18 protein-coding genes and 1 pseudogene are annotated in these 20868 nt (G+C 71.1%); 15 read left to right on the top strand and 4 right to left on the bottom strand.

Annotated elements, in window-relative coordinates; genetic code table 11:
• Nucleotides 1-138 precede the first annotated feature (138 nt).
• Nucleotides 139-1524, top strand: coding sequence for a tRNA 5-hydroxyuridine modification protein YegQ (gene yegQ, locus HA630_RS16280; RefSeq protein WP_166836002.1), 1386 nt, complete (start codon nt 139-141; stop codon nt 1522-1524).
• A 52-nt stretch (nt 1525-1576) separates the two neighbouring features.
• Here the strand turns inward: yegQ and hemL are convergent, their stop codons facing one another.
• Complete coding sequence (gene hemL, locus HA630_RS16285; protein ID WP_166836004.1) at nt 1577-2872, bottom strand: glutamate-1-semialdehyde 2,1-aminomutase; 1296 nt, start codon at nt 2870-2872, stop codon at nt 1577-1579.
• 31 nt (nt 2873-2903) lie between these two features.
• Nucleotides 2904-3839: a bifunctional hydroxymethylpyrimidine kinase/phosphomethylpyrimidine kinase gene (locus tag HA630_RS16290; protein ID WP_166836005.1), complete on the bottom strand. Its 936-nt coding sequence runs from the start codon at nt 3837-3839 to the stop codon at nt 2904-2906.
• A 64-nt stretch (nt 3840-3903) separates the two neighbouring features.
• Here HA630_RS16290 and HA630_RS16295 point away from each other — a divergent pair, with 64 nt between their 5' ends.
• The 6 genes and pseudogenes from HA630_RS16295 (at nt 3904) to HA630_RS16320 (ending at nt 12546) form a co-directional block, all read left to right on the top strand.
• Nucleotides 3904-4077 carry a rubredoxin gene (locus tag HA630_RS16295; protein WP_166836007.1) on the top strand — a complete coding sequence of 58 codons (174 nt, stop codon included), beginning with the start codon at nt 3904-3906 and terminating at the stop codon, nt 4075-4077.
• Nucleotides 4078-4119: 42 nt separating this feature from the next.
• Nucleotides 4120-4506: a PleD family two-component system response regulator gene (locus HA630_RS16300; RefSeq protein ID WP_166836009.1), complete on the top strand. Its 387-nt coding sequence runs from the start codon at nt 4120-4122 to the stop codon at nt 4504-4506.
• 13 nt (nt 4507-4519) lie between these two features.
• Nucleotides 4520-4888 (top strand): PleD family two-component system response regulator, encoded by a 369-nt coding sequence (locus HA630_RS16305; RefSeq protein ID WP_166836011.1) that lies wholly within the window; start codon nt 4520-4522, stop codon nt 4886-4888.
• Nucleotides 4889-4905: 17 nt separating this feature from the next.
• Nucleotides 4906-5454: a chemotaxis protein CheW gene (locus tag HA630_RS16310; protein ID WP_166836013.1), complete on the top strand. Its 549-nt coding sequence runs from the start codon at nt 4906-4908 to the stop codon at nt 5452-5454.
• 458 nt (nt 5455-5912) lie between these two features.
• Nucleotides 5913-6941: pseudogene (locus HA630_RS16315) on the top strand (methyl-accepting chemotaxis protein); the annotation flags it as partial.
• 64 nt (nt 6942-7005) lie between these two features.
• Nucleotides 7006-12546, top strand: a complete 5541-nt coding sequence (locus HA630_RS16320; RefSeq protein WP_371809267.1) for an Hpt domain-containing protein — start codon at nt 7006-7008, stop codon at nt 12544-12546.
• Nucleotide 12547: 1 nt separating this feature from the next.
• Here the strand turns inward: HA630_RS16320 and HA630_RS16325 are convergent, their stop codons facing one another.
• Nucleotides 12548-14041, bottom strand: a complete 1494-nt coding sequence (locus tag HA630_RS16325; RefSeq protein WP_166836015.1) for a deoxyribodipyrimidine photo-lyase — start codon at nt 14039-14041, stop codon at nt 12548-12550.
• A gap of 141 nt (nt 14042-14182) precedes the next feature.
• Here HA630_RS16325 and HA630_RS16330 point away from each other — a divergent pair, with 141 nt between their 5' ends.
• The 8 genes from HA630_RS16330 to HA630_RS16365 all read left to right on the top strand — a co-directional run bounded on the left by HA630_RS16330 (nt 14183) and on the right by HA630_RS16365 (nt 20266).
• Entirely contained in the window at nt 14183-14758 is a 576-nt protein-coding gene (locus tag HA630_RS16330; RefSeq protein WP_166836017.1) for an HD domain-containing protein, read from the top strand.
• 55 nt (nt 14759-14813) lie between these two features.
• Nucleotides 14814-15533, top strand: a complete 720-nt coding sequence (locus tag HA630_RS16335) for a YqgE/AlgH family protein (protein WP_166836019.1) — start codon at nt 14814-14816, stop codon at nt 15531-15533.
• Nucleotides 15530-15964, top strand: coding sequence for a Holliday junction resolvase RuvX (gene ruvX / locus HA630_RS16340; protein WP_166836021.1), 435 nt, complete (start codon nt 15530-15532; stop codon nt 15962-15964). The genes HA630_RS16335 and ruvX overlap by 4 nt, the downstream gene beginning before the upstream one ends.
• Nucleotides 15961-16473, top strand: a complete 513-nt coding sequence (gene pyrR / locus HA630_RS16345; RefSeq protein ID WP_166836023.1) for a bifunctional pyr operon transcriptional regulator/uracil phosphoribosyltransferase PyrR — start codon at nt 15961-15963, stop codon at nt 16471-16473. Before ruvX ends, pyrR begins: the two co-directional genes overlap by 4 nt.
• Before the next feature lie 4 nt (nt 16474-16477).
• On the top strand, nt 16478-17434 hold the full coding sequence (locus HA630_RS16350; protein ID WP_166836025.1) for an aspartate carbamoyltransferase catalytic subunit: 957 nt from the start codon (nt 16478-16480) through the stop codon (nt 17432-17434).
• A gap of 25 nt (nt 17435-17459) precedes the next feature.
• A complete protein-coding gene (locus tag HA630_RS16355) occupies nt 17460-18797 on the top strand; it encodes a dihydroorotase (RefSeq protein ID WP_166836027.1) in 1338 nt (445 codons plus the stop codon).
• A gap of 1 nt (nt 18798) precedes the next feature.
• Nucleotides 18799-19569: a lysophospholipid acyltransferase family protein gene (locus HA630_RS16360; protein ID WP_166836029.1), complete on the top strand. Its 771-nt coding sequence runs from the start codon at nt 18799-18801 to the stop codon at nt 19567-19569.
• Nucleotides 19570-19693: 124 nt separating this feature from the next.
• Nucleotides 19694-20266 (top strand): DUF2889 domain-containing protein, encoded by a 573-nt coding sequence (locus HA630_RS16365; protein WP_371809268.1) that lies wholly within the window; start codon nt 19694-19696, stop codon nt 20264-20266.
• Here the strand turns inward: HA630_RS16365 and HA630_RS16370 are convergent.
• A partial coding sequence (locus HA630_RS16370) for a glutathione S-transferase (protein WP_166836033.1) occupies nt 20254-20868 on the bottom strand: 615 nt, incomplete at its 5' end. The genes HA630_RS16365 and HA630_RS16370 overlap by 13 nt on opposite strands.

Genomic DNA, 20868 nt, shown 5'->3' on the forward strand with positions numbered 1-20868 from the left:
GGCGTGACCGCCTGACCGTGGTGTGATCGGTAGGAAAAGCCCGGGGCGCGAGCCCCGGGCTTTTTTCATGGCGCGCCCCACATGGACGCATGGCGACGGTGGCGGGTCCGGCGGACGAAACGTCCGACAATACCGGGCATGACGACACGTGCCCCCGAACTGCTGCTGCCCGCTGGCTCCCTGGACAAGCTGCGCGCGGCCTACGACTTTGGCGCCGACGCGGTGTACGCCGGCCAGCCGCGCTACAGCCTGCGTGCGCGCAACAACGAATTCCGCCTGGAACAGTTGGCCCAAGGCATTCAGGAAGCGCACGCGCGCGGCAAAAAACTGTTCGTCACCAGCAACCTGATCGCCCACAACGACAAGGTGCGCACCTACCTGCGTGACATCGAACCCATCATCGAGCTCAAGCCCGACGCGCTGATCATGGCCGACCCCGGCCTGATCATGCAGGTGCGCGAGAAGTGGCCGGAGGTGCCGATCCACCTGTCGGTGCAGGCCAACACCACCAACTGGGCCACGGTGAAGTTCTGGCAGAAGGTGGGGGTGACGCGCATCATCCTGAGCCGCGAACTCAGCTTGGACGAGGTCGAGGCCATTCGCAACGAATGCCCGGACATGGAGCTGGAGGTGTTCGTGCACGGGGCGCTGTGCATTGCATACTCTGGGCGCTGCCTGCTCAGCGGTTACTTCAACCGGCGCGACCCCAACCAGGGCACCTGCACCAACGCCTGCCGTTGGGAATACGGCACCCAGGCCGCCGCCGAAGACGCCGTGACCGGCGAAGCCGTGCCGGTGGCGCGCATGGGCCGTGATTTCAACTTTGGCGAGGCCAAGGCCGAGGCCGAAACCGCCTTCTCCACCTGCGGCGGCGGCCAGCGCCACCCGGCGGCCGACCGTGTTTACCTGATCGAGGAAAAAGGCCGCCCTGGCGAGCTCATGCCCATCATGGAAGACGAGCACGGCACCTACATCATGAACAGCAAGGACCTGCGCGCGGTGGAGCACGTGGAGCGGCTGTGCAGGATCGGTGTCGACTCGCTCAAGATCGAGGGCCGCACCAAGAGCCTGTACTACGTGGCGCGCACGGCCCAGGTGTACCGCCGCGCCATCGACGACGCGGTGGCGGGCCGCCCGTTCAACCCGGCGTTGCTGATGGAGTTGGAAGGCTTGGCCAACCGCGGCTACACCGGCGGCCTGCTGGAGCGCCGCCCGGCGCAGGACTACCAGAACTACCTCAGCGGCCATTCCGCACTGCACCGCAGCCACTTTGTGGGCGAGGTGCGCGGCGTGCGCGCCGACGGTTGGGCCGTGGTGGAAACCAAGAACCGCTTTGCGGTGGGAGATCGCATCGAGGTGATCCACCCCAGCGGCAACCGCGTGGTGCAACTGCACGCCATGCAAAACCTGGCGGGCGAACCCGTGCAGGTGGCGCAGGGCAGCCCGGTGCGGGTGTTCGTGCCGCTGGGCGGGCCGGTGGAGGGCGCCTTGCTGGCGCGCTTGCTGGAACCGGTGCCGGCTTGAACAAAAAAACGGGCCGTTGTGCGGCCCGTTGGGGTAGGGGTTTTTGACGCGGTCAGAGCGTCGCAAACACATCGCGGGCGGCGGCCACGGTGGCGGCCACATCGGCCTCGGTGTGGGCCGCGCTCACAAAGCCCGCTTCGTACAGCGCGGGCGCAAAGTACACGCCCCGGTCCAGCATGCCGTGGAAAAAGCGGTTGAAGCGCGGGCCGTCGGTGGTCATGACGGTGGCGTAGTTCTGTGGCAGCGTGTCCATCAGGAAAAAGCCGAACATGCCGCCCTGGCTGTCGGTGGCAAAGGGCAGGCCGGCGGCGTCGGCCGCGCTTTGCAGGCCGGCGGTGAGTTGCTGGGTGCGGGCCGACAGCGCCTCGTAAAAGCCCGGTTGCTGGATTTGTTTCAGCGTGGCCAGGCCGCAGGCGGTGGCCACCGGGTTGCCGCTGAGGGTGCCGGCCTGGTACACGCCGCCCAGCGGGGCCAGCTGCTCCATGACCGCGCGCTTGGCGCCAAAGGCCGCCAGCGGCATGCCGCCACCGATCACCTTGCCCATCACCGTCATGTCGGGCTCGAAACCGGGGATCAGCTGCGCGTACACGCTCTGGGCGCCGCCCAGGGCCACGCGGAAGCCGGTCATCACCTCGTCAAAGGCCAGCAGGGCGCCGTGCTGGGTGCACAACTCGCGGCAGCGGGTCATGAAAGGCACGCTGGCTCGAACGAAGTTCATGTTGCCGGCAATCGGCTCGATCATCAGGCAGGCGATGTCGGCGCCGTGCTCCTGGAACGCGGCTTCGAGCTGCTCCAGGTTGTTGTACTCCAGCACCAGGGTGTGCTGCACCACCTCGGGCGGCACGCCGGCGCTGGTGGGGTTGCCGAAGGTGGCCAGGCCCGAACCGGCCTTGACCAGCAGCGCATCGGCGTGTCCGTGGTAGCAACCCTCGAACTTGACGATCTTTTTGCGGCCGGTGGCGCCGCGCGCCAGGCGGATGGCGCTCATGCCGGCTTCGGTGCCGGAGCTGACCAGGCGCACCATGTCGATGCTGGGCACGAGTTTGACGATTTCTTCGGCCAGTTCCACCTCGCGTTCGGTGGGGGCGCCAAAGCTGAAGCCGTCCAGCGCGGCCTTTTGCACCGCTTCCAGCACGGCCGGGTGGCCGTGGCCGAGGATCATCGGGCCCCAGGAGCCGATGTAGTCGATGTATTTCTGCCCGTTGGCGTCCCAGAAATGGGCGCCTTGGGCGCGTTGCACGAAGCGCGGGGTACCGCCCACGGCCTTGAAGGCGCGCACGGGGGAGTTCACGCCGCCGGGGATGCGTTGTTGGGCGCGGTCGAACAGGGCTTGGTTGCGGTCGGTCATGTCGTCGGGCAAAGCGGGCGCGGGGCCCGGGTCAGTGGGGGATGCCGGAGACGGGCAGCTGGGCCAGGGCCTGGCGTTCCGCGGCGTCTTCGGGGTCGGGGGTGTCGGTCTCGTCGTGGGCCCAGAACAGGCGGTCGGGCACGGCGTGGCCCATGCCGGGCTGGAAGCCGGCGTCCAGGCACTGGTCGAGGTAGGTCAGGGCCTCGGCGCAGGCGTCCTGCAGGTCGTTGCCGGCGGCCAGCAGGGCGCACAGCGCGGCCGACAGGGTGTCGCCCGCGCCGTGGAAGGTGGCTTCAAAGCGCTCGTAGCGGGCCGTGGCCAGCACCGCTTCGGGCGAGGCCAGGTGGCTTTCCAGGTACTGGTCGGGCGCGTTGAAGCCGGTGACCAGGGTGTAGGGCACGCCGTGTTCGGCGGCGGCGCGGGCCACCTCGCGCGGGCCCGGGGCGCGGTCTTCGCTCCAGTCGGGCAGCAGCCAGCGGCACAGGGTGTTGTGGTTGCCCACCAGCACCGTGGTTTGCGGCAGCAGCAATTCGGCACAGGCGTCCAGGTAGTTTTCGCGCTCCACCTCGTCCCACCAGGCCAGCTCGGGCAGGTAGCTCACCACCGGCACGTCGCTGTAGTCGCTCAGGATTTCGGCGATCTTGCTCACGTTTTCGGCGTTGCCGACGAAGCCGACCTTGAAGCCGCGCACCGCCATGTCTTCCAGGGCGCAGCGCGCCTGTTCGTCCACCGCGTCGTCGTCGAAGGCGATGTGCTGGTGCACGCTGCGGGTGTCGCGCACGTAGCTGCCGGTGACCACCGCCAGCACGTGGCAGGAGGCACTGGCCATGGCGGTCAGGTCGGCGGCCAGGCCGCCGGCGCCGCTGGGGTCGTTGGCGTTGAAGGCCATCACGCAGGGCAGGCTGGCCAGGGGTGCGCCGTCCGCTTCGGCGGGGCCCGCCGGGGGCAGGTCGAAAGTGGGGGTCATACGCTGAGCGGGCCGCGCGGGCATCGATACAATGAACCCATTCTAAAACAAGCGTTTTTTGACCATGAGTGCTAGCAAAACCTGGATGTGCCTGATCTGCGGCTGGATCTACGACGAGGAGGCCGGTGCCCCCGACGAGGGCATTGCCCCCGGCACCAAGTGGGAAGACGTGCCGATGAACTGGACCTGTCCGGAGTGCGGCGCGCGCAAGGAAGACTTCGAGATGGTCCAGCTCTGACCGAGCCGCCGCCCCGTCCGCCCAGCCCCGAGGAGCCCGCCGATGACCGACACCGTTCAGACGCCGCGCAAGGTGCTGGTGGTGGACGACAGCCAGACGGTGCGCCGCAGCGCCGAGCTGTTCCTGCGGCAGGGCGGGCACGAGGTGCTGCTGGCCGAAGACGGTTTCGAGGCGCTGGCCAAGATCCACGACTTCGCGCCCGACCTGGTGTTCTGCGACATCCTGATGCCGCGGCTGGACGGTTACCAGACCTGTGCCATCATCAAGCGCCACCCGCGCCACGCCGCGCTGCCGGTGGTGATGCTGTCGTCCAAGGACGGGGTGTTCGACATCGCCCGCGGGCGCATGGTGGGCTCGCAGGAGCACCTGACCAAACCCTTCACCCGCGAGCAGTTGCTGGACGCGGTGCAGCGCCACACGTCCCCATGAGCGAAGGCCAGCCATGCCCGGTGTGAAAGACATTCTGGTGGTGGACGATTCGCGCACCGAACTGGTGTTCCTGCGCAGCCTGCTGACGCGCAACGGCTACCACGTGCGCACCGCCGAAAACGCCGAACAGGCGCTGCTGGAGCTGGGCGAACAGTTGCCCGACCTGATCCTGATGGACGTGGTCATGCCCGGCACCAACGGTTTCCAGTTGACCCGCACCATCGTGCGTCACCCGGAGTATGGCAAGGTGCCGGTGTTCATCTGTTCCAGCAAAAGCCAGGAAACCGACCGCGTCTGGGGCCTGCGCCAGGGCGCGCGCGACTACATCACCAAGCCGGTGGACCCCCAGGTGCTGCTGGCCAAGATCGAGGCGGTGGGCTGAGCCCCCGCGCAGACCGCATGGCCACCCGCCTGTCCCTGCAATCCTTCCAGGCCGAACTGGCGCGCAAGCTGGCCGAGTCGGCCGAGCGGCCGCTGGCGGCGGGCTGGCTGGGCGTGTCGTGGCAGGGCGTGCGGGCGCTGGTGCCGCTGACCCAGGCGGCCGAGATCTTCAACCCCGTGGCGCTGCAGCGCCTGCCGCACACCCAGCCCTGGGTGCTGGGCGTGGCCAGCTTGCGCGGCGGGCTGACGCTGGTGGTGGATTGGGTTCGGTTGCTGGGGCTGCCGGCCCAGGCGCCGGTGCGCGGCGCCGACGACACCGTGTACTGGCTGCACCTGAACCCGGCCCTGGGCGTGAACGCCGCCCTGTGCGTGGACCAGTTGCTGGGCCTGCGTGCCGCCCACGACATGGTGGTGGAGTCCGGCGCGGCGGCGGTGCCGGGCGTGCAGCACACCTGCCGCGACGCCCAGGGCCAGCGCTGGTTCGAGCTGGACCTGCTGGCCCTGACCCGCTCGCCCGCCTTCCTGGACCCGCGCCTGCCGGCCTTTGCCCAGGCCGCCACCGTTTGAGGACCCCGATGTTCGATGCCCTGCGCCAACGCTGGAAAGCCTCCCGCCAGGTTCTGCCGGACGACCCGCCGTCCACCCTGGATTCGGCCATGAGCGAGGTCGGTTCGTCGCTGGGCGATTCGGAATACGGCAGCGGCGCCTTGACCGCGCCGGCACCGCTGCCCGCGGCCCGGGCCGGCGCAACACCGGCCGGCGCCGCCGACCGCGCGCCGCCGCGCGCCGTGCCGGTGCAGGCCACCGGCGCCCAGCGCGCCTGGACCCTGGGCCTGCTGGCGTGCGTGGCCGCCATGCTGGCCACCGCGGTGCAGGCCTGGCTGATGGGGCTGCCGCACCCGGCCTGGCCCCTGTTGCCCGCGCTGTTCGGCGGGCTGGCCGTGTGGTGCGCGCTGGGCCTGGTGCAGCAGCAGCGCCAGCGCGCGCTGCGCCAGCAACAGCAGGTGGAGCAGGCGCGGGCCGAGGCCCAGGCCCAGGAAAAAGAGGCCAAGCGCATCAACGACGCGACCCAGGCCGCCATCCTGCGGTTGATGAACGAACTGCAGGGCGTGGCCGAGGGCGACCTGACCCAGCAGGCCACCGTGACCGAGGACATCACCGGCGCCATCGCCGATTCGGTGAACTACACGGTGGAAGAGCTGCGCACCCTGGTCGGCCAAGTGCAGGGCACGGCACAGCGGGTGGCCGACACCACCGCCCGCGTGGAAAACACCTCCATCGAACTGCTGGCCGCGTCCACCGAACAGTTGCGCGAAATCCGCGAAACCGGCCAGTCGGTGCTGGACATGTCCAGCCGCATCACTTTGGTGTCGGCGCAGGCCCAGGGTTCGGCCGACGCGGCGCGCCAGGCGCTGCAGGCGGCCGAAACCGGCGCCCGCGCGGTGCAGGACGCCATCGGCGGCATGAACACCATCCGCGAGCAAATTCAGGACACGGCCAAGCGCATCAAGCGCCTGGGGGAGTCGTCGCAGGAAATCGGCGAGATCACCGAGCTGATCTCCGACATCACCGAGCAGACCAACGTGCTGGCGCTCAACGCCGCCATCCAGGCCGCCTCGGCCGGCGAGGCCGGGCGCGGCTTTTCGGTGGTGGCCGAAGAGGTGCAGCGCCTGGCCGAACGCTCGGCCGACGCCACGCGCCAGATCGCCGCGCTGGTGCGCGCCATCCAGGCCGACACCCAGGACGCGGTGCTGGCCATGGAACGCTCCACCCGCGAGGTGGTGGAAGGCGCGCGCCTGTCGGACAACGCCGGCACCGCGCTGGCCGACATCGACCGGCTGTCGCGCCAGGTGGCCGAGCTGATCGAGCAGATCGCCAGCTCCGCCACGCGCGAGGCCGAGCTGGCGGGGCAGACGGCCGGCAACATCCAGCACATCTTCGCGGTGACCGAGCAGACCGGCGAGGGCACCCGCTCCACGGTGCAGCAGGTGCGCGAACTGTCGCGCGTGGCCGACGAGTTGCGCCAGTCGGTGGCGCGTTTCCGCATCGCCTGAGGCCGCGCCCGTGACCCCCGCCGCGCCCTTGGCCGCCCCCTTCGCTGCCCCCTTCGCTGCCCCCGTGCCTGCCCCGCGCGACCTGGGCCCGCTGGCCTGGGTGATGGACGAGGTGCGCCGCGCCCTGGACGAGGCGGTGGCCGGCGTGGCCCAGTTCGTGGCCGACAACGCCGCCGCCCGCGCCAGCGACCTGGCCGAAGTGGACGCGACGCCGCTGCGCATGCTGCGCCAGCAACTGCACCAGGCCGTGGGGGCGCTGGAGATGGTGGAGCTGGCCGCGCCGGCCCAGGTGCTGCGCGCGCTGGAGGCGCTGGTGCAGCGCCTGGTGCAGCGCCCGGCGGGTGCCACGCCCGAGGCGGCCCAGGCCGTGGCCCAGGGCGCCCGTGCCCTGGCCGAGCACCTGGACCGCACCCTGCGCCAACGTCCCTTGCCCGACCTGGCGCTGTTCCCCACCCTGCGCGACTGGTTGCGGCTGGCCGGGGCGGCCCGCATCCACCCGGCCGACCTGTGGCCGGCGGTGGACACGCCCTGGCCCGAGCCGCCGCCCGGCAAGGCCTACACCCCGGGCCCGGCGGTGCGCGCCCACCTGGACCGGCTGGTGCTGCTCGTCGTCAAGCAGCTGAACCCGGCCGCCGCCGCGCCCCTGGGGCAGTTGGCGGCGGGGCTGGCGCGCGGCAGCGCCGCCGCGGCCGAACGCCGGTTCTGGCTCGCCGCCGCCGCCTATTTCGAGGCCGTGGCCCAGGCCGGTTTGCCCGACAACGTGTACGTCAAGCGCGCCGCTTCCAGCGTGCTGTTGCAGTACACCCACCTCAGCCAGGGCGACCCCCAGGGCCTGGCGGCGCTGACGCACGACCTGTGCTGCCTGGCCGCCCAGGCCCAGGTGCCCGACGCGGCCGCCGCCCCCTGCCTGCACGCGCTGGCCCAGGCCCACGGTTGGCACGCGGCCGACCGCTGGGACTGGGAGCGCCGCGCCCTGGGCCAGACCGACCCCGCCGTGCTGGCCCGCCTGCGCGCCGGCGTGGCCGCGGCCCAGCGCGCCTGGGCCTTGTGGACCGAGGGCGACGTCCAGGCCCTGGACAGCGCCAGCGGCCACCTGGCCACCTTGGCCGCCGACCTGCCCGCCCTGCACCCCGACGCCCAGCCCCTGGCCGAGGCCTGGGCGGCCGTTGTCCAGCGCGGGGCCCGGGCGGCCACCGGCCCCTGGCCGCCCGGTTTGGCGCTGGAGGTGTCCAACAGCCTGCTGTTCCTGGGGGCCGAGCTGGACGATTTCGACGCGTTGGACCCGGCCCTGGCGGTGCGCCACCGGACCCTGGCGCAGCGCCTGTGGGCGGTGCTGGACGGCCAGCCCGCCCCCGCGGCCGAGGCCTGGATGACCGCCTTGTACCGCCGCCTGAGCGAACGCCAGACCCTGGGCCACGTGGTGACCCAGCTGCACAGCGAACTGGCGGCGGTGGAGGCGGCGCTGGACGCGGTGTTTCGCTGCGCCCGGACTGCGGCGCCGGGTGACGTGCTTTCTTCCCAGGCCGGTCCGGCGCGGGACGGCCCGGGCTGGGATGAGGTGCCGGCCCAGCTGGAGGCCATGGCCGGTGTGGCCCAGATGCTGGGCCTGGACGCCGCGGTGGCGGCGCTGCAGGCCGTGCGTGGCGTGGTGCAGGCCTGGGGGCCGCGCCCCGACGCCGCCGTGCTGCGGGCCGACGCCGACCGGCTGGCGCCCAACCTCAGCGCCTTGGGCTGGCTGTTCGACACCCTGGCCCGCCAGCCCGAGCTGGCGCGCGACGGCTTTGTCTTCGAGGCCGAAAGCCAGACCTTGCGGTCCGTGCAGGGGCCGGCCGTGCCGGCGGTAGGTGCGCCCGCCGCGTCCGCCGGCGCACCGGTGGCGGAGCAGGCGTTGGCAGAGGCCACGGCGAACGCGCTGCCCGCCCCGCCGGGCGGGCCTGCCGCAGACACGGTGCCCGTTGCCGAACCGCCCGCCGAGGTCGCCACAGTACCCGCCCAGGGGGAAGCGGCCCCCGAAGACGACGACGGCGCCGAACTGCTGGCCATCTTCACCGACGAGGCCCGGGAGGTGTTTGTTCAGGCCCGCGCGGGCTTGGACGCCCTGCGCGAGCGCCCGGCCAGCCTGCCCGACCTCACCGCGGTGCGCCGGGCCTTCCACACGCTCAAAGGCAGCGCGCGCATGGTCGGGCTGGCGCAGGTGGGCGAAGCCGCCTGGGCGTTGGAGCAACTGCTCAACGCCTGGCTGGCCGACCAGCGCCCCGCCAGCCCCGAACTGCTGGCGCTGTGCGAACAGGCCCTGGTCCGCCTGGCCGGCTGGGTGGAGGCCCTGGCCCAAGGCCGGCCAGAAGCCGAGGCGGGCGATCCCGCCCCCCTGCGCGCCAGCGCCGATGCCCTGCGCCTGCGCGGCGAAGTCCTCCCGCTGGAGGTGGCCGAGGACGAGGGCGCCACGGTCCTGCCGGTCGGGGAAGCCGCTGAGGACGAGCGCGCCCTGCCGAGCGATGCAGCGGGTGCGCCCACGGATGGGGTGCTTGAAGAAACTGTCAAGCCAGAGCCAGCCGCGCCCCCGGTGCTGGAAGAAGCGGTCAAGGTCATCGGGCCGCTGTGCATCGACCTGGAGCTGTACAACGTCTTCCTGAACGAGGCGGACGAGTGGTCGCGCCGGCTCAGCCATGGCCTGTCGGAGTGGGCGCTCACACCCGGCGAGGCCTTGCCCCCCGAACTGTCGGCGCTGGCCCATTCCCTGGCTGGCGGGGCGGGCACGGTGGGTTACACCGGCCTGTCGCGGCTGGCGCGGGCGCTCGAACACGCGCTGGACCGCTGCCTGGCCCTGCCGTCCGGTCTGGTGCTGGCTTCCCCCGACGTGGCCGTGTTGGTGACCGCGGCCGACGAGGCCCGCCACCTGTTGCACCAGTTCGCCGCCGGCTTCCTGAAGGAGCCGAGCGAGGACACCCTGGTCAGCCTGTCGGGTGTGGCCGCGGTTGCCGTGGCCCCGGCTCTGGGGGCCGAGCTTGACGTGCCGGAGACCGACCGCGTGCCGGGCCAAGCCCCGTCGCCGCAACAAGCACAAAAGCAGGAGCAGGAGCAGGAGCAGGAGCACTTTGCCGACGCTGCCGCCCAGGAATCGGTTCCCTCCGACGAGCCTGGGGCGCCTTTGCCCACCCAGGCACCCACCAGCGCCGTCGCAGCGCCCGACGCCCCGCCGACCGATCGCCCCGAAACGGCGTCTCCGCCTCCCTCGGCCGTCACCCCCTCCCGTCCGGCCGCCGCGCCGTGGCCGGCGGCCATCGACCGCCTCGACCCCGACCTGTTCGCCGTGTTCGAGGACGAAGCCCAGGAGTTGCTGCCCCGCCTGGGCGCGGCCTTGCGGCAGTGGGTGGCCCGGCCCGACAACGCCAGCGCCCGCGCCGAGGTGCTGCGCAACCTGCACACCTTCAAGGGCAGCGCCCGCCTGGCCGGCGCCCTGCGCCTGGGCGACCTGGCGCACCGGCTCGAAGCCGACGTGCTGGCCTTGCCCGAAGTGCCGGGCGCGCCGGAGCAGGTGCGCCCGCTGCTGCCCGCGCTGGATGCGCTGGTGGCGCGTTTCGACGGGTTGCGCGCCGCCTTCGCCCCGGCACCGGCGGGCCAGTCCGCGCCCGTGGTGGACGGGGTGCAACTGCTGCCGCCCGAAGGCCTGCCCCAGCCCGCCGCGCCGCTGCGGCCAGAGGCGCCGGCCGGCCCGGGCGTGACGGTGCGCGTGCGCGCCGACCTGCTCGACCAGCTCATGACCCAGACCGGCGACGTGATGCTCACCCGCGGCCGGCTGGAAACCGACATGCGCGCCCTGCGCCAGTCGTTCAAAGACATGTCGGGCAACATCGAGCGCCTGCGCAGCCAGTTGCGCGACCTGGAGCTGCAGACCGAAACCCAGATGCAGTCGCGGCTGGCCCAGAACCGCGACACCGACCCGCGCTTCGATCCGCTGGAATTCGACCGCTACACCCGAGTGCAGGAGCTGACCAGGCTACTGGCCGAGTCGGTGAACGACGTGGCCACGGTGCAGCACCACCTGCAGCGCGCGGTGGAAGGCGCCGAGGGCAACCTGGCCGCCCAGGCGCGCCAGACGCGCGAGCTGCAGCGCGATCTGCTGCGCACCCGCCTGGTGGCCTTTGATTCGTTGGCCGAACGCCTCCACCGCGTGCTGCGCCAGGCCGCCGACGCTTCGGGCAAGCAGGCCGAACTGCAGCTGCACGGCGCAGAGGTGGAGGTGGACCGCGGCGTGCTGGAACGCCTGGCGCCCGTGCTGGAACACCTGCTGCGCAACGCGGTGGCGCACGGCATCGAAACCCCGGCCGAGCGCCGCGCGGCGGGCAAGCCCGAGGCCGGGCAGGTGACGCTGGCCTTGCACCCCAGCGGCAACGACCTGGCGCTGGAGCTGGTCGACGACGGCGCCGGCCTGAACCTGCCGCGCCTGCACGAACGCGCCGTGGCCCTGGGCCTGGTGCCGTCCGCCGCGCCCTTCACCGAAGCCGAGGCGGTGCGCTGCATGTTCGCCCCCGGCGTCAGCACCGCCACAGAGGTGACGGAAACCGCCGGCCGCGGCATCGGCCTGGACGTGGTGCGCACCGAGGTGCTCGGCCTGGGCGGCCGCATCGAATACCTGCCCCCCGCTGGCGCTGGCACCGGCTTCCGCCTGGTGGTGCCGCTGAGTACCGCCGTCACCCAGGTGGTGATGCTGCGCGTCGGCGACTTCACCTTCGGCGTGCCCGCCCCCTGGGTGGAGGCGGTGCGCCGCGCGCACGCGCCCGAACTCACCGCGGCGTATGTGAGCGGCCAGTGGCGTGAAGGCCCCACACTCATGCCCTTCTTCTGGGCGGGTGCGTTGCTGGCGCTGTCCACCGAAAGCACCGACCCGCAGGCCCACGCAGCCCGCAGCTGGCCGGTGCTGGAGTTCTACAGCGCCGGCCAGCGCGTGGCCTGGCACGTGGACGAGGTGCTGGGCCACCAGGAGGTGGTGGTCAAACCCCTGGGGCCGCAACTGGCGCGCCTGCCCGGCCTGGCCGGGGCCACGGTGTTGGCCTCGGGCGCGGTGGCGCTGATCTACAACCCGGTGGCGCTGGCCTCGCTCTATGGCGACGCGGCGCGCGCCTGGGTGCGCAGCCAGCGGGCGCAGGGCATCCAGGGCGCGGTACCGGTGGCCCCGGCCTTGCCGCACACCGCCCCGGGGGCGGCCGGCCAAGCGCCGCTGGTGCTGGTGGTGGACGACTCCATCACCGTGCGCCGCGTCACCCAGCGCCTGCTCAAGCGCGAGGGCTACCGCGTGGCGCTGGCCTCTGACGGCCTGCAGGCGCTGGAACGGCTGCGCGAAGAAGCGCCGGTGGTGGTGCTGTGCGACATCGAAATGCCGCGCATGGACGGTTTCGAGTTCGTGCGCCACCTGCGCGACGAGCCCCAGTGGGCCGACCTGCCGGTGGTGATGATCACCTCGCGCCTGGCCGACAAGCACCGCGACCACGCCCAGGCCATGGGCGTGGACCACTACCTGGGCAAGCCCTACTCGGAAGAGGAACTGCTGGCGCTGGTGGCGGCCTACGCACGGCTGGCGCCCCAGCCCGAGCCGCCCCGGGTCTGACTCAGCCTTTTTTCACCACCGCGTAGCGTTCCAGTGTCTGCGCCCGCGCCACCGCGTGGTCCACCACGGGCGCCGGGTAGTCGCGCCCGATCACCAGCCCGGCCGACTCCAGTTCCACCGGCTTGGCCAGCCAGGGCGCGTGCAGCGCGTGGCTGGGCAGCCCGGCCAATGCCGGCAGGTAGCGGCGGATGAACTTGCCGTGCGGATCGAACTTTTCGCTCTGGCTCACCGGGTTGAAGATGCGGAAGTAGGGCTGCGCGTCGCACCCGCTGGACGCGGCCCACTGCCAGCCGCCGTTGTTGGCCGCCAGGTCGAAGTCGATCAGGTGGTCGGCAAAGTAAGCCTCGCCGCGCCGCCAGTCGATTCCCAGGTCTTTCGTCAAGAAGCTGGCCACCACCATGCGCAGGCGGTTGTGCATGTAGCCGGTCTGGTTGATCTGGTGCATGGCGGCGTCCACCAGCGGGTAGCCGGTGCGGCCCTCGCACCAGGCGGCAAACAGCGCGTCGGCGTGCTTGCCGCGCTCCCAGTGGATGGCGTCGTACTCGGGCTTGAAGGCGCCGCTCACCGCGTGCGGGAAGTTGGCCAGGATCTGGTGGTAAAAGTCGCGCCAGACCAGTTCGCTCAACCAGGTGCTGGCGCCGGCCAGGCCCTGCAGGTGCATGGCGTAGGCCACGCCCGCCAGCGCGCGGATGCTGACGGTGCCAAAGCGCAAATGCACGCTCAGGTAGCTCGGGCCCTTGATGGCCGGGAAGTCGCGCGCCTGGTGGTACTGGTCGATCCGCGCCACAAAGTCCTCGAACAGCGCACGCGCGCCCCGGCTGCCGGTGCGGACTTTGAGTGCGCGCAGGTTGGTGGCTTGAAAACCCAGACTCTCCAGCGTGGGCACACCGGGCGGCGTGTGGGCGGGGCAGGGCGCCAGCGCGGGGGCGTAGCGTTCTACCGGGTAGGCCTTGAGGTGGTAGTCCGTCAGCGCCTTCAGCCACGCGTTTTTGTAGGGCGTGAACACGGTGAACGGCCGGGCGTTTTGCGTCAGCACCTCGTGCCGCTCAAACACCACGTGGTCTTTGTAGGTGTGCAGCACCGCGCCCGCGTGGGCCAGTGCGCCCAGCACCTGCGCGTCGCGCGCCTTGGCCTGGGGCTCGTCGTCGTGGTTGGCAAACACCGCCTGCACGCCCAGTTGCGCGGCCAGGCGGGGAATTTCCTCGGTGGCCGCGCCGTGGCGCACGATCAGCCCCACCCCCTCGGCCCCGTTGGAGCGGCCCAGCGCGCGCAATTGCTCGTCCAGGTCGATCAGGCTTTCGTGGATGAACTCCACCCGCCGGTCGGCGCGCAGGCCCCGGTCCCGCAGCGGTTGCAGGATGGCGGTGTCGAACACGAACACGCACCACACCTTATGGCAGCGCTTGAGGGCGTGGTACAGCGCCGCGTTGTCCTCGGCCCGCAGGTCGCGGCGAAACCACATCAGGCCGGTGTTGTAGGGGGTGGGTGTGGACATCGTGTGGGGAGCCTACCATGCGGGCCCGCCGGGCTGCACGCCCCGCCCCGGGCGGCACACCGGTCGCCGGGGTCTTGCAGGTGACTGCTTCCGCCAGCGGGTCGGCAGGAAAATCTGGGCCATCACCCAGGAGACAACCGCATGACCCTTCGCGCGACCTTCACCCGCATGGAACAGAGCACGGCAGAGGACTGGCGCCTCATCGTCCCCGAAGCGATGAAGATGGCCCGTGCCTTGCCCGACCGGGTGCTGGACCACCTGCGGCTGCTGGACGGGGATTTTGGCGGCTTCCCGGTGGACCGGCTGACCCACAGCCTGCAAACCGCCACCCTGGCCCTGCGCGACGGCCGCGACGAGGAGTACGTGGTGTGCGCCCTGCTGCACGACGTGGGCGACACGCTGGGCAGCTACAACCACCCGGACATTGCCGCGGCCATCCTGAAGCCGTTTGTGAGCGAAGCAAACCTGTGGATGGTGCAGCACCACGGGGTGTTCCAGGGCTACAACTTTTTCCACCACATTGGCCTGGACCGCCACATGCGCGATGGTTTCAAGGACCACCCGCACTACGAGCGCACCGCCGAATTCGTGGCGCTGTACGACAACCCGGCCTTCGACCCCCGGTTCCAGCCCCTGCCGTTGAGCGAGTTCGAGCCCATGGTGCGCCGCCTGATGGCCGCGCCCCGGCAGAGCATTTACAAAGCCGCAATGCAGTAAGCCCCACGGGGCCAGGGGCCGTTCCGGCGCGGTGCCCACCCACTAAAATCGGGCGATGCCTCTGGACCCCGCCGCCATCAACCTGACCCACCATTTCCTCATTGCCATGCCGGGGTTGAACGACGAACTGTTCGGCCGCAGCGTGGTGTACCTGTGCGAGCACACGCCCAAGGGCGCGCTGGGGCTGATCATCAACAAGCCCAGCGACATCACCGTGGCCGACCTGTTCGAGAAGGTGGACCTGCCGCTGCGCCGGCCCGAACTGGCCGCGTTGCCGGTGTTCCACGGCGGCCCGCTGCAGCCCGAGCGCGGCTTTGTGCTGCACGAGGCCATGGGCGACGCCCAGCCGGTGGGCACCGACGAAACCCCGCCCGCCGTGGCCCGCGCCATCCGCGAGGCGCTGTCGGGCCTGGAACTGGACGAATCGACCGACCCCGCCGAGGCCGAGGCCCCCGAGGCCGAGACCCCCGCGCCGCGCCCCTCGGCCTACGCGTCCACCCTGCGCTTGGCCGATGGGCTGGAGATGACCACCTCGCGCGACGTGCTGGAGGCGCTGTCGTCGGGCGCCGGGCCGCGCAAGGTGTTGCTGACGCTGGGCTACGCCTCCTGGGGCGAGGGGCAGCTGGAGTCCGAAATCACCGAAAACAGCTGGTTGACGGTGGAGGCCCAGCCGGCCCTGATTTTTGACACCCCGGTGGAGCAGCGTTACGAGAAGGCCATGGGCCTGCTGGGCCTGCAGCCGTGGATGCTGGCGCCCGGTTCGGGGCACGCATGAGCGGGGCCGACCAGCCCGTGGTGGCGCCCTTGCCCCCGGTGCCGCCGGGGCACCAGAGCTTTCTGGCGTTCGACTTTGGCCTCAAGCGCACCGGCGTGGCCAGCGGCAACCGGGTCACGCGCACCGCCACCCCGCAGGCCACCATCCAGGCCGAGGGCGACGCCCGCTTTGTCCAGATCGCCGCGCGCCTGAAGGAATGGCAGCCCGACGCGCTGGTGGTGGGCATCCCCACCCACCCCGACGGCGCCGCGCACGACAATACCGCCCGCGCCCAGAAATTCGCCCGCCAGCTTCGCGGGCGTTTCAACCAAGTGGTGTATGAAGTGGACGAGCGCTACAGCACCACCGAGGCGCACAGCCTGGGCGCGAAAGACGCCGATGCGGCGTCGGCCTGCATCATCCTGGAACAGTTTTTGAGGAGTCTGCCTTGAGTCAATTGCAACTGGACGCGGAGGCGCTGTACGCCGAGCTCAAACGCGGGGTGCAGGGCCTGCTGGCCGGCGCCCCGGTGCGGCTGGTGGGCGTGACCAGCGGCGGCGCCTGGCTGGCCGAACGGCTGCAGCGCGAACTGGGCCTGCCCGGCGAGATTGGCGTGATTTCGTCCGCCATGCACCGCGACGATTTTGCCCAGCGCGGCCTGAGCGCCACCGCCGAACAGACCCGGCTGCCGTTCGACGTGAACGGGGCCCACGTCCTCATCGTCGACGACGTGCTCTACACCGGGCGCACGCTGCGCGCGGTCATCAACGAGCTGTTCGACTACGGCCGCCCGGCCAGCGTGAAGCTGGCGGTGCTGGTGGACCGGGGCGGGCGCGAACTGCCCATGGCCGCCGACTTTGCCGCCACCCGCCTGCCGCTGCCGCGCCACCAGTCGTTCGAGCTGGCGCGCAGCCCGGCCGGCACCTTCAGTTTCGTCGTCGAACACCGCCAGGAGGCCTGACACCATGGCCCGCAACCCCCAACTGAACAAAAATGGCGAGCTGATCCACCTGCTCTCCACCGAAGGCCTGCCCAAGGCCATCCTGACGCAAATTCTGGACACGGCCGACAACTTCGTCAGCGTGAGCGACCGCGAGGTGAAAAAGGTGCCGCTGCTGCGGGGAAAAAGCGTGTTCAACCTGTTCTTCGAGAACAGCACCCGCACCCGCACCACGTTTGACATTGCCGCCACCCGCCTGAGCGCGGACGTGTACACGCTGGACATTGCGCGCAGCTCGGCCTCCAAGGGCGAAAGCCTGCTGGACACGATCGCCAACCTGAGCGCGATGGCGGCCGACATTTTTGTGGTGCGCCACAGCGAAAGCGGCGCGCCCTACCTGATCGCGCAACACGTGGCGCCGCACGTGCACGTGGTCAACGCCGGCGACGGGCGCCACGCCCACCCCACCCAGGGGCTGCTGGACATGTACACCATTCGCCACTACAAGAAGGACTTCACCAAGCTGTCGGTGGCCATCGTGGGCGACGTGCTGCACTCGCGCGTGGCGCGCTCCGACATCCACGCGCTGACCACCCTGGGCTGCCCGGACCTGCGGGTGGTGGGCCCGCGCACCTTGGTGCCTTCCGACCTGTCGCAGATGGGCGTGCGCGTGTGCCACACGCTGGAGGAAGGCATCAAGGACTGCGACGTGGTGATCACCCTGCGGCTGCAGAACGAGCGCATGAGCGGCGCACTGCTGCCGTCCAGTCAGGAGTATTTCAAGAGTTTTGGCGTGACGCCCGAGCGCCTGCGCTGGGCCAAGCCCGACGCCATCGTGATGCACCCCGGCCCCATCAACCGGGGGGTGGAAATCGACTCCACCGTGGTCGATGGGAAGCAGAGCGTGGTGCTGCCGCAGGTGACCTTTGGCATCGCCGTGCGCATGGCGGTGATGGGCATCGTGGCCGGAAACGTGGCTTGAACCACGGCGTCATGGGAACAGCAACATGAAAATCCTGATTCAAAACGGCCGCCTGATCGACCCCGCCAGCCAGACCGACCGCGTGGCCGACATCGCCATTGCCGCCGGGCGCGTGATTGGCATTGGCAAGCTGCCGGCCGACTTCCACCCCAACCGCACCCTCGACGCGACCGGCTGCTGGGTGCTGCCCGGCCTGGTGGACCTGTGCATGCGCCTGCGCGAGCCGGGGCAGGAACACGCCGGCATGCTGGAAAGCGAAATGGCCGCCGCCGTGGCCGGGGGCGTGACCAGCCTGGTGTGCCCGCCCGACACCGACCCGGTGCTGGACGAGCCCGGCCTGGTGGACATGCTGAAGGCCCGCGCCGAAAAGCTGCACCAGGCCCGCGTGTTCCCGCTGGGGGCGCTGACGCGCGGCCTCAAGGGCGAGGTGCTGACCGAAATGGTGGAGCTGACCGAGTCCGGTTGCGTGGGCTTTGGCCAGGCGGACGTGCCCATTGTCAACACGCAGGTGCTGCAGCGCACCCTGCAGTACGCCGCCACGTTCGGCTACAGCGTGTGGCTGCGCCCGCAGGACTTCTGGCTGGGCAAGGGCGTGGTGGCCAGCGGCCCGCTGGCCACCCGCATGGGCCTGAGCGGCGTGCCCGCCGCCGCCGAGGTGATTGCCCTGCACACGCTGTTCGAGCTGCTGCGCGGCGTGCACAAGCCGGGTACGCCGGCCGGGCAGGGCGTGCACCTGCACCTGTGCCGCCTGAGCACCGCCGCCGGGGTGGACCTGGTGCGCCAGGCCAAGGCCGAAGGCCTGCCCGTGACCTGCGACGTGAGCGTGCACAACCTGCACCTGACGGACACCGACATCGGCTATTACGACACCCGCCTGCGCCTGCAGCCGCCGGTGCGCCAGCAGCGCGACCGCGAGGCGCTGCGCGCCGCGCTGGCCGACGGCACCATCGACGCGCTGGTGAGCGACCACAACCCGGTGGACGCCGACGCCAAAACCCTGCCCTTTGCCGAAGCCGAGCCCGGCGCCACCGCGGTGGAGCTGCTGCTGGGCCTGGCCTGCAAATGGGCCGAGCAAGATGGGGTGCCGCTGGCCCGTGCCGTGGCCGCGCTGACGCAAGGCCCGGCCACCGTGCTGGGCCACAGCCTGGGCACGCTGCAGGCCAGCGTGGGCCGTGTGGTGGAAGGCGGCGTGGCCGACCTGTGCGTGGTGGACCCGCGCCAGCACTGGCGTGTGGGCGCCGACACGCTGCGCAGCCAAGGCACCCACACCCCGTTCGACGGGCACGAACTGCCGGTGGCGGTGCGCGCCACGCTGGTTAACGGCCAGGTGGCGTTCGACGCCGCCCACGACCGCCGCGCCTGACGTGAACGCCCTGCGCGCCGCCGCGCGCCTGCTGCGGCTGACGCTGCACCTGCTGCGCGGCCTGCACACGCTGCGCACCCGTTTCCCCGGGCTGGACGAAGCCGGCCGCCAGCAGGCCATCCGCGAGTGGTCGGGCCAGACCCTGCGCATTTTGGGGGTGCGGCTCCAGGTGCTGGGCGAACCGCCCGGCACCGGCCCGCTGCTGGTGGTCGCCAACCACCAGTCGTGGCTGGACATCTTCGTGATGAACGCCGCGCGGCCGTGCCGTTTCGTCTCCAAGGCCGACGTGCGGCACTGGCCCATCGTCGGCCGGCTGGTGGCGGGGTCGGGCACCCTGTTCATCGAGCGCGACAACCGCCGCGACGCGCTGCGCGTGGTGCACCACATGGCCGAGCGGTTGCAGGCCGGCGAAGTGCTGGCCGTGTTCCCCGAAGGCACCACCGGCGACGGCCAGGGCGTGCTGCCCTTCCACGCCAACCTGCTGCAGGCGGCGCTGGCCACCGACAGCCCCATCCTGCCGGTGGGCCTGGCCTACCTGCACGGCCACGGCCAGGCCTTGCTGGGCGAGGCCCGCCGCCACGACGCGCCCACCTACATCGGCGACACCACGCTGGTCGCCTCGCTCTGGCGCACGGCGCGCGCCACCGACGTGCAGGCCACGGTGCACTGGGGCGAAGCCGACCGCGCGCAGGGGCGTGACCGCCGTGCCTGGGGCCAGGCCCTGCGCACCGAGGTGGCGCGGCTCGCCGACCAGCCGCTGGCCGCCCCCTGAGCCGGGCGGCCCCGGCGCGCCCACGCGGGCCCTGACGCCTGCAGGACGCCCCGGTGTCGCACACGGCCCAGTTTTTGCAGACAATTGGAACCCGACTTCCGCACGACCGTTCGATTTTTTAAAGGTGACGAACTTGCCACTGTCCACCCCCGCCCCCCGCCGCCCCATGCACACCCGCCGCGTCGAATACCGCGGCTTTCTGCGCGACGACGGCCTGTGGGACATCGAGGGCGAGCTGCACGACAGCAAGCCCCACAGTTTTGAGATCGAAGGCGAAGGCCGCTGGGCACCGAACGAGCCGGTGCACCACATGCGCATCCGGGTCACGCTGGACGCCGCCATGGTGGTGCAGGCGATCGAGGCGGTGATGGACAGCCACCCGCACGCCCCCTGCCCACAGGCGCTGGCCCCGATGCAGCGCATGGTGGGCACCCGCATGGGCGGCGGCTGGCGCCGCGCCATCGAGCAGCACCTGGGTGCCATCCAGGGCTGCACCCACCTGCGCGAACTGCTCTACAACATGGCCACCGCCGCGTTCCAGACCATGGCCGAGGTGTCGTTCGCCACGCCCGACGACGGCCGCCCGCCGCCGCACCTGGGCAAGTGCCTGGCCTGGGACTTCGACGGCCCGGTGACGGAAAAGGTCTACCCGATGTTCTTCCGCTGGCGCGCCCCGGCCACGCCTCAGCGGGCGTAGCGCTGCAGCATCAGGGCGGTGTTGGCTTTGCGGTCGGCGTGGATGCGCTGCACCTGCGGGCGCTCGCCCATGGCCTGGAGGTAGTCGCGCACACCGGGCACGTCGGCCAGCACGTCGCGGCCCAGCACCCCTTTGGTGGCGCTCGAGACCAGCGGCAGGTGCACGATGGCCGCGCAGTCGGCCAGGGTGAAGGTGTCGCCGGCGATGAAGGGCGCAAAGCGCAGCAGCCGCGTCAGTGCCGCCACGTTCTTGTCGAGTTGCTCGGCCACCTTCTGCTGGACGCCGTCGCTCACCTGGCCGCCAAAAAAGGCCTGCGGGTACAGCTTGCGCGCCTCCAGTTCCAGGTGCAGTTCGAGGAAGGTGTGCAGTTCGCGCACCTTGGCCCGCGCGTACGGGTCGGCCGGCAGCAGCGGGTGGGCGGGGTAGGCGTCTTCCAGGTACTCCAGCATCACCGCCGATTCGCACAGTGCGCCCTGTTCGGTCTGCAGGTAGGGCACCTTGCCCAGCGGGCTGCAGGCCACGTCGGTTTCGCCCACCCAGTGGAGCGCTTCCTCAAACGGCACGCCCTTTTCGAGCAGCGCCAGTTTGACCTTGTTGTAGTA

This window comes from Aquabacterium sp. A08 (assembly GCF_011742065.1).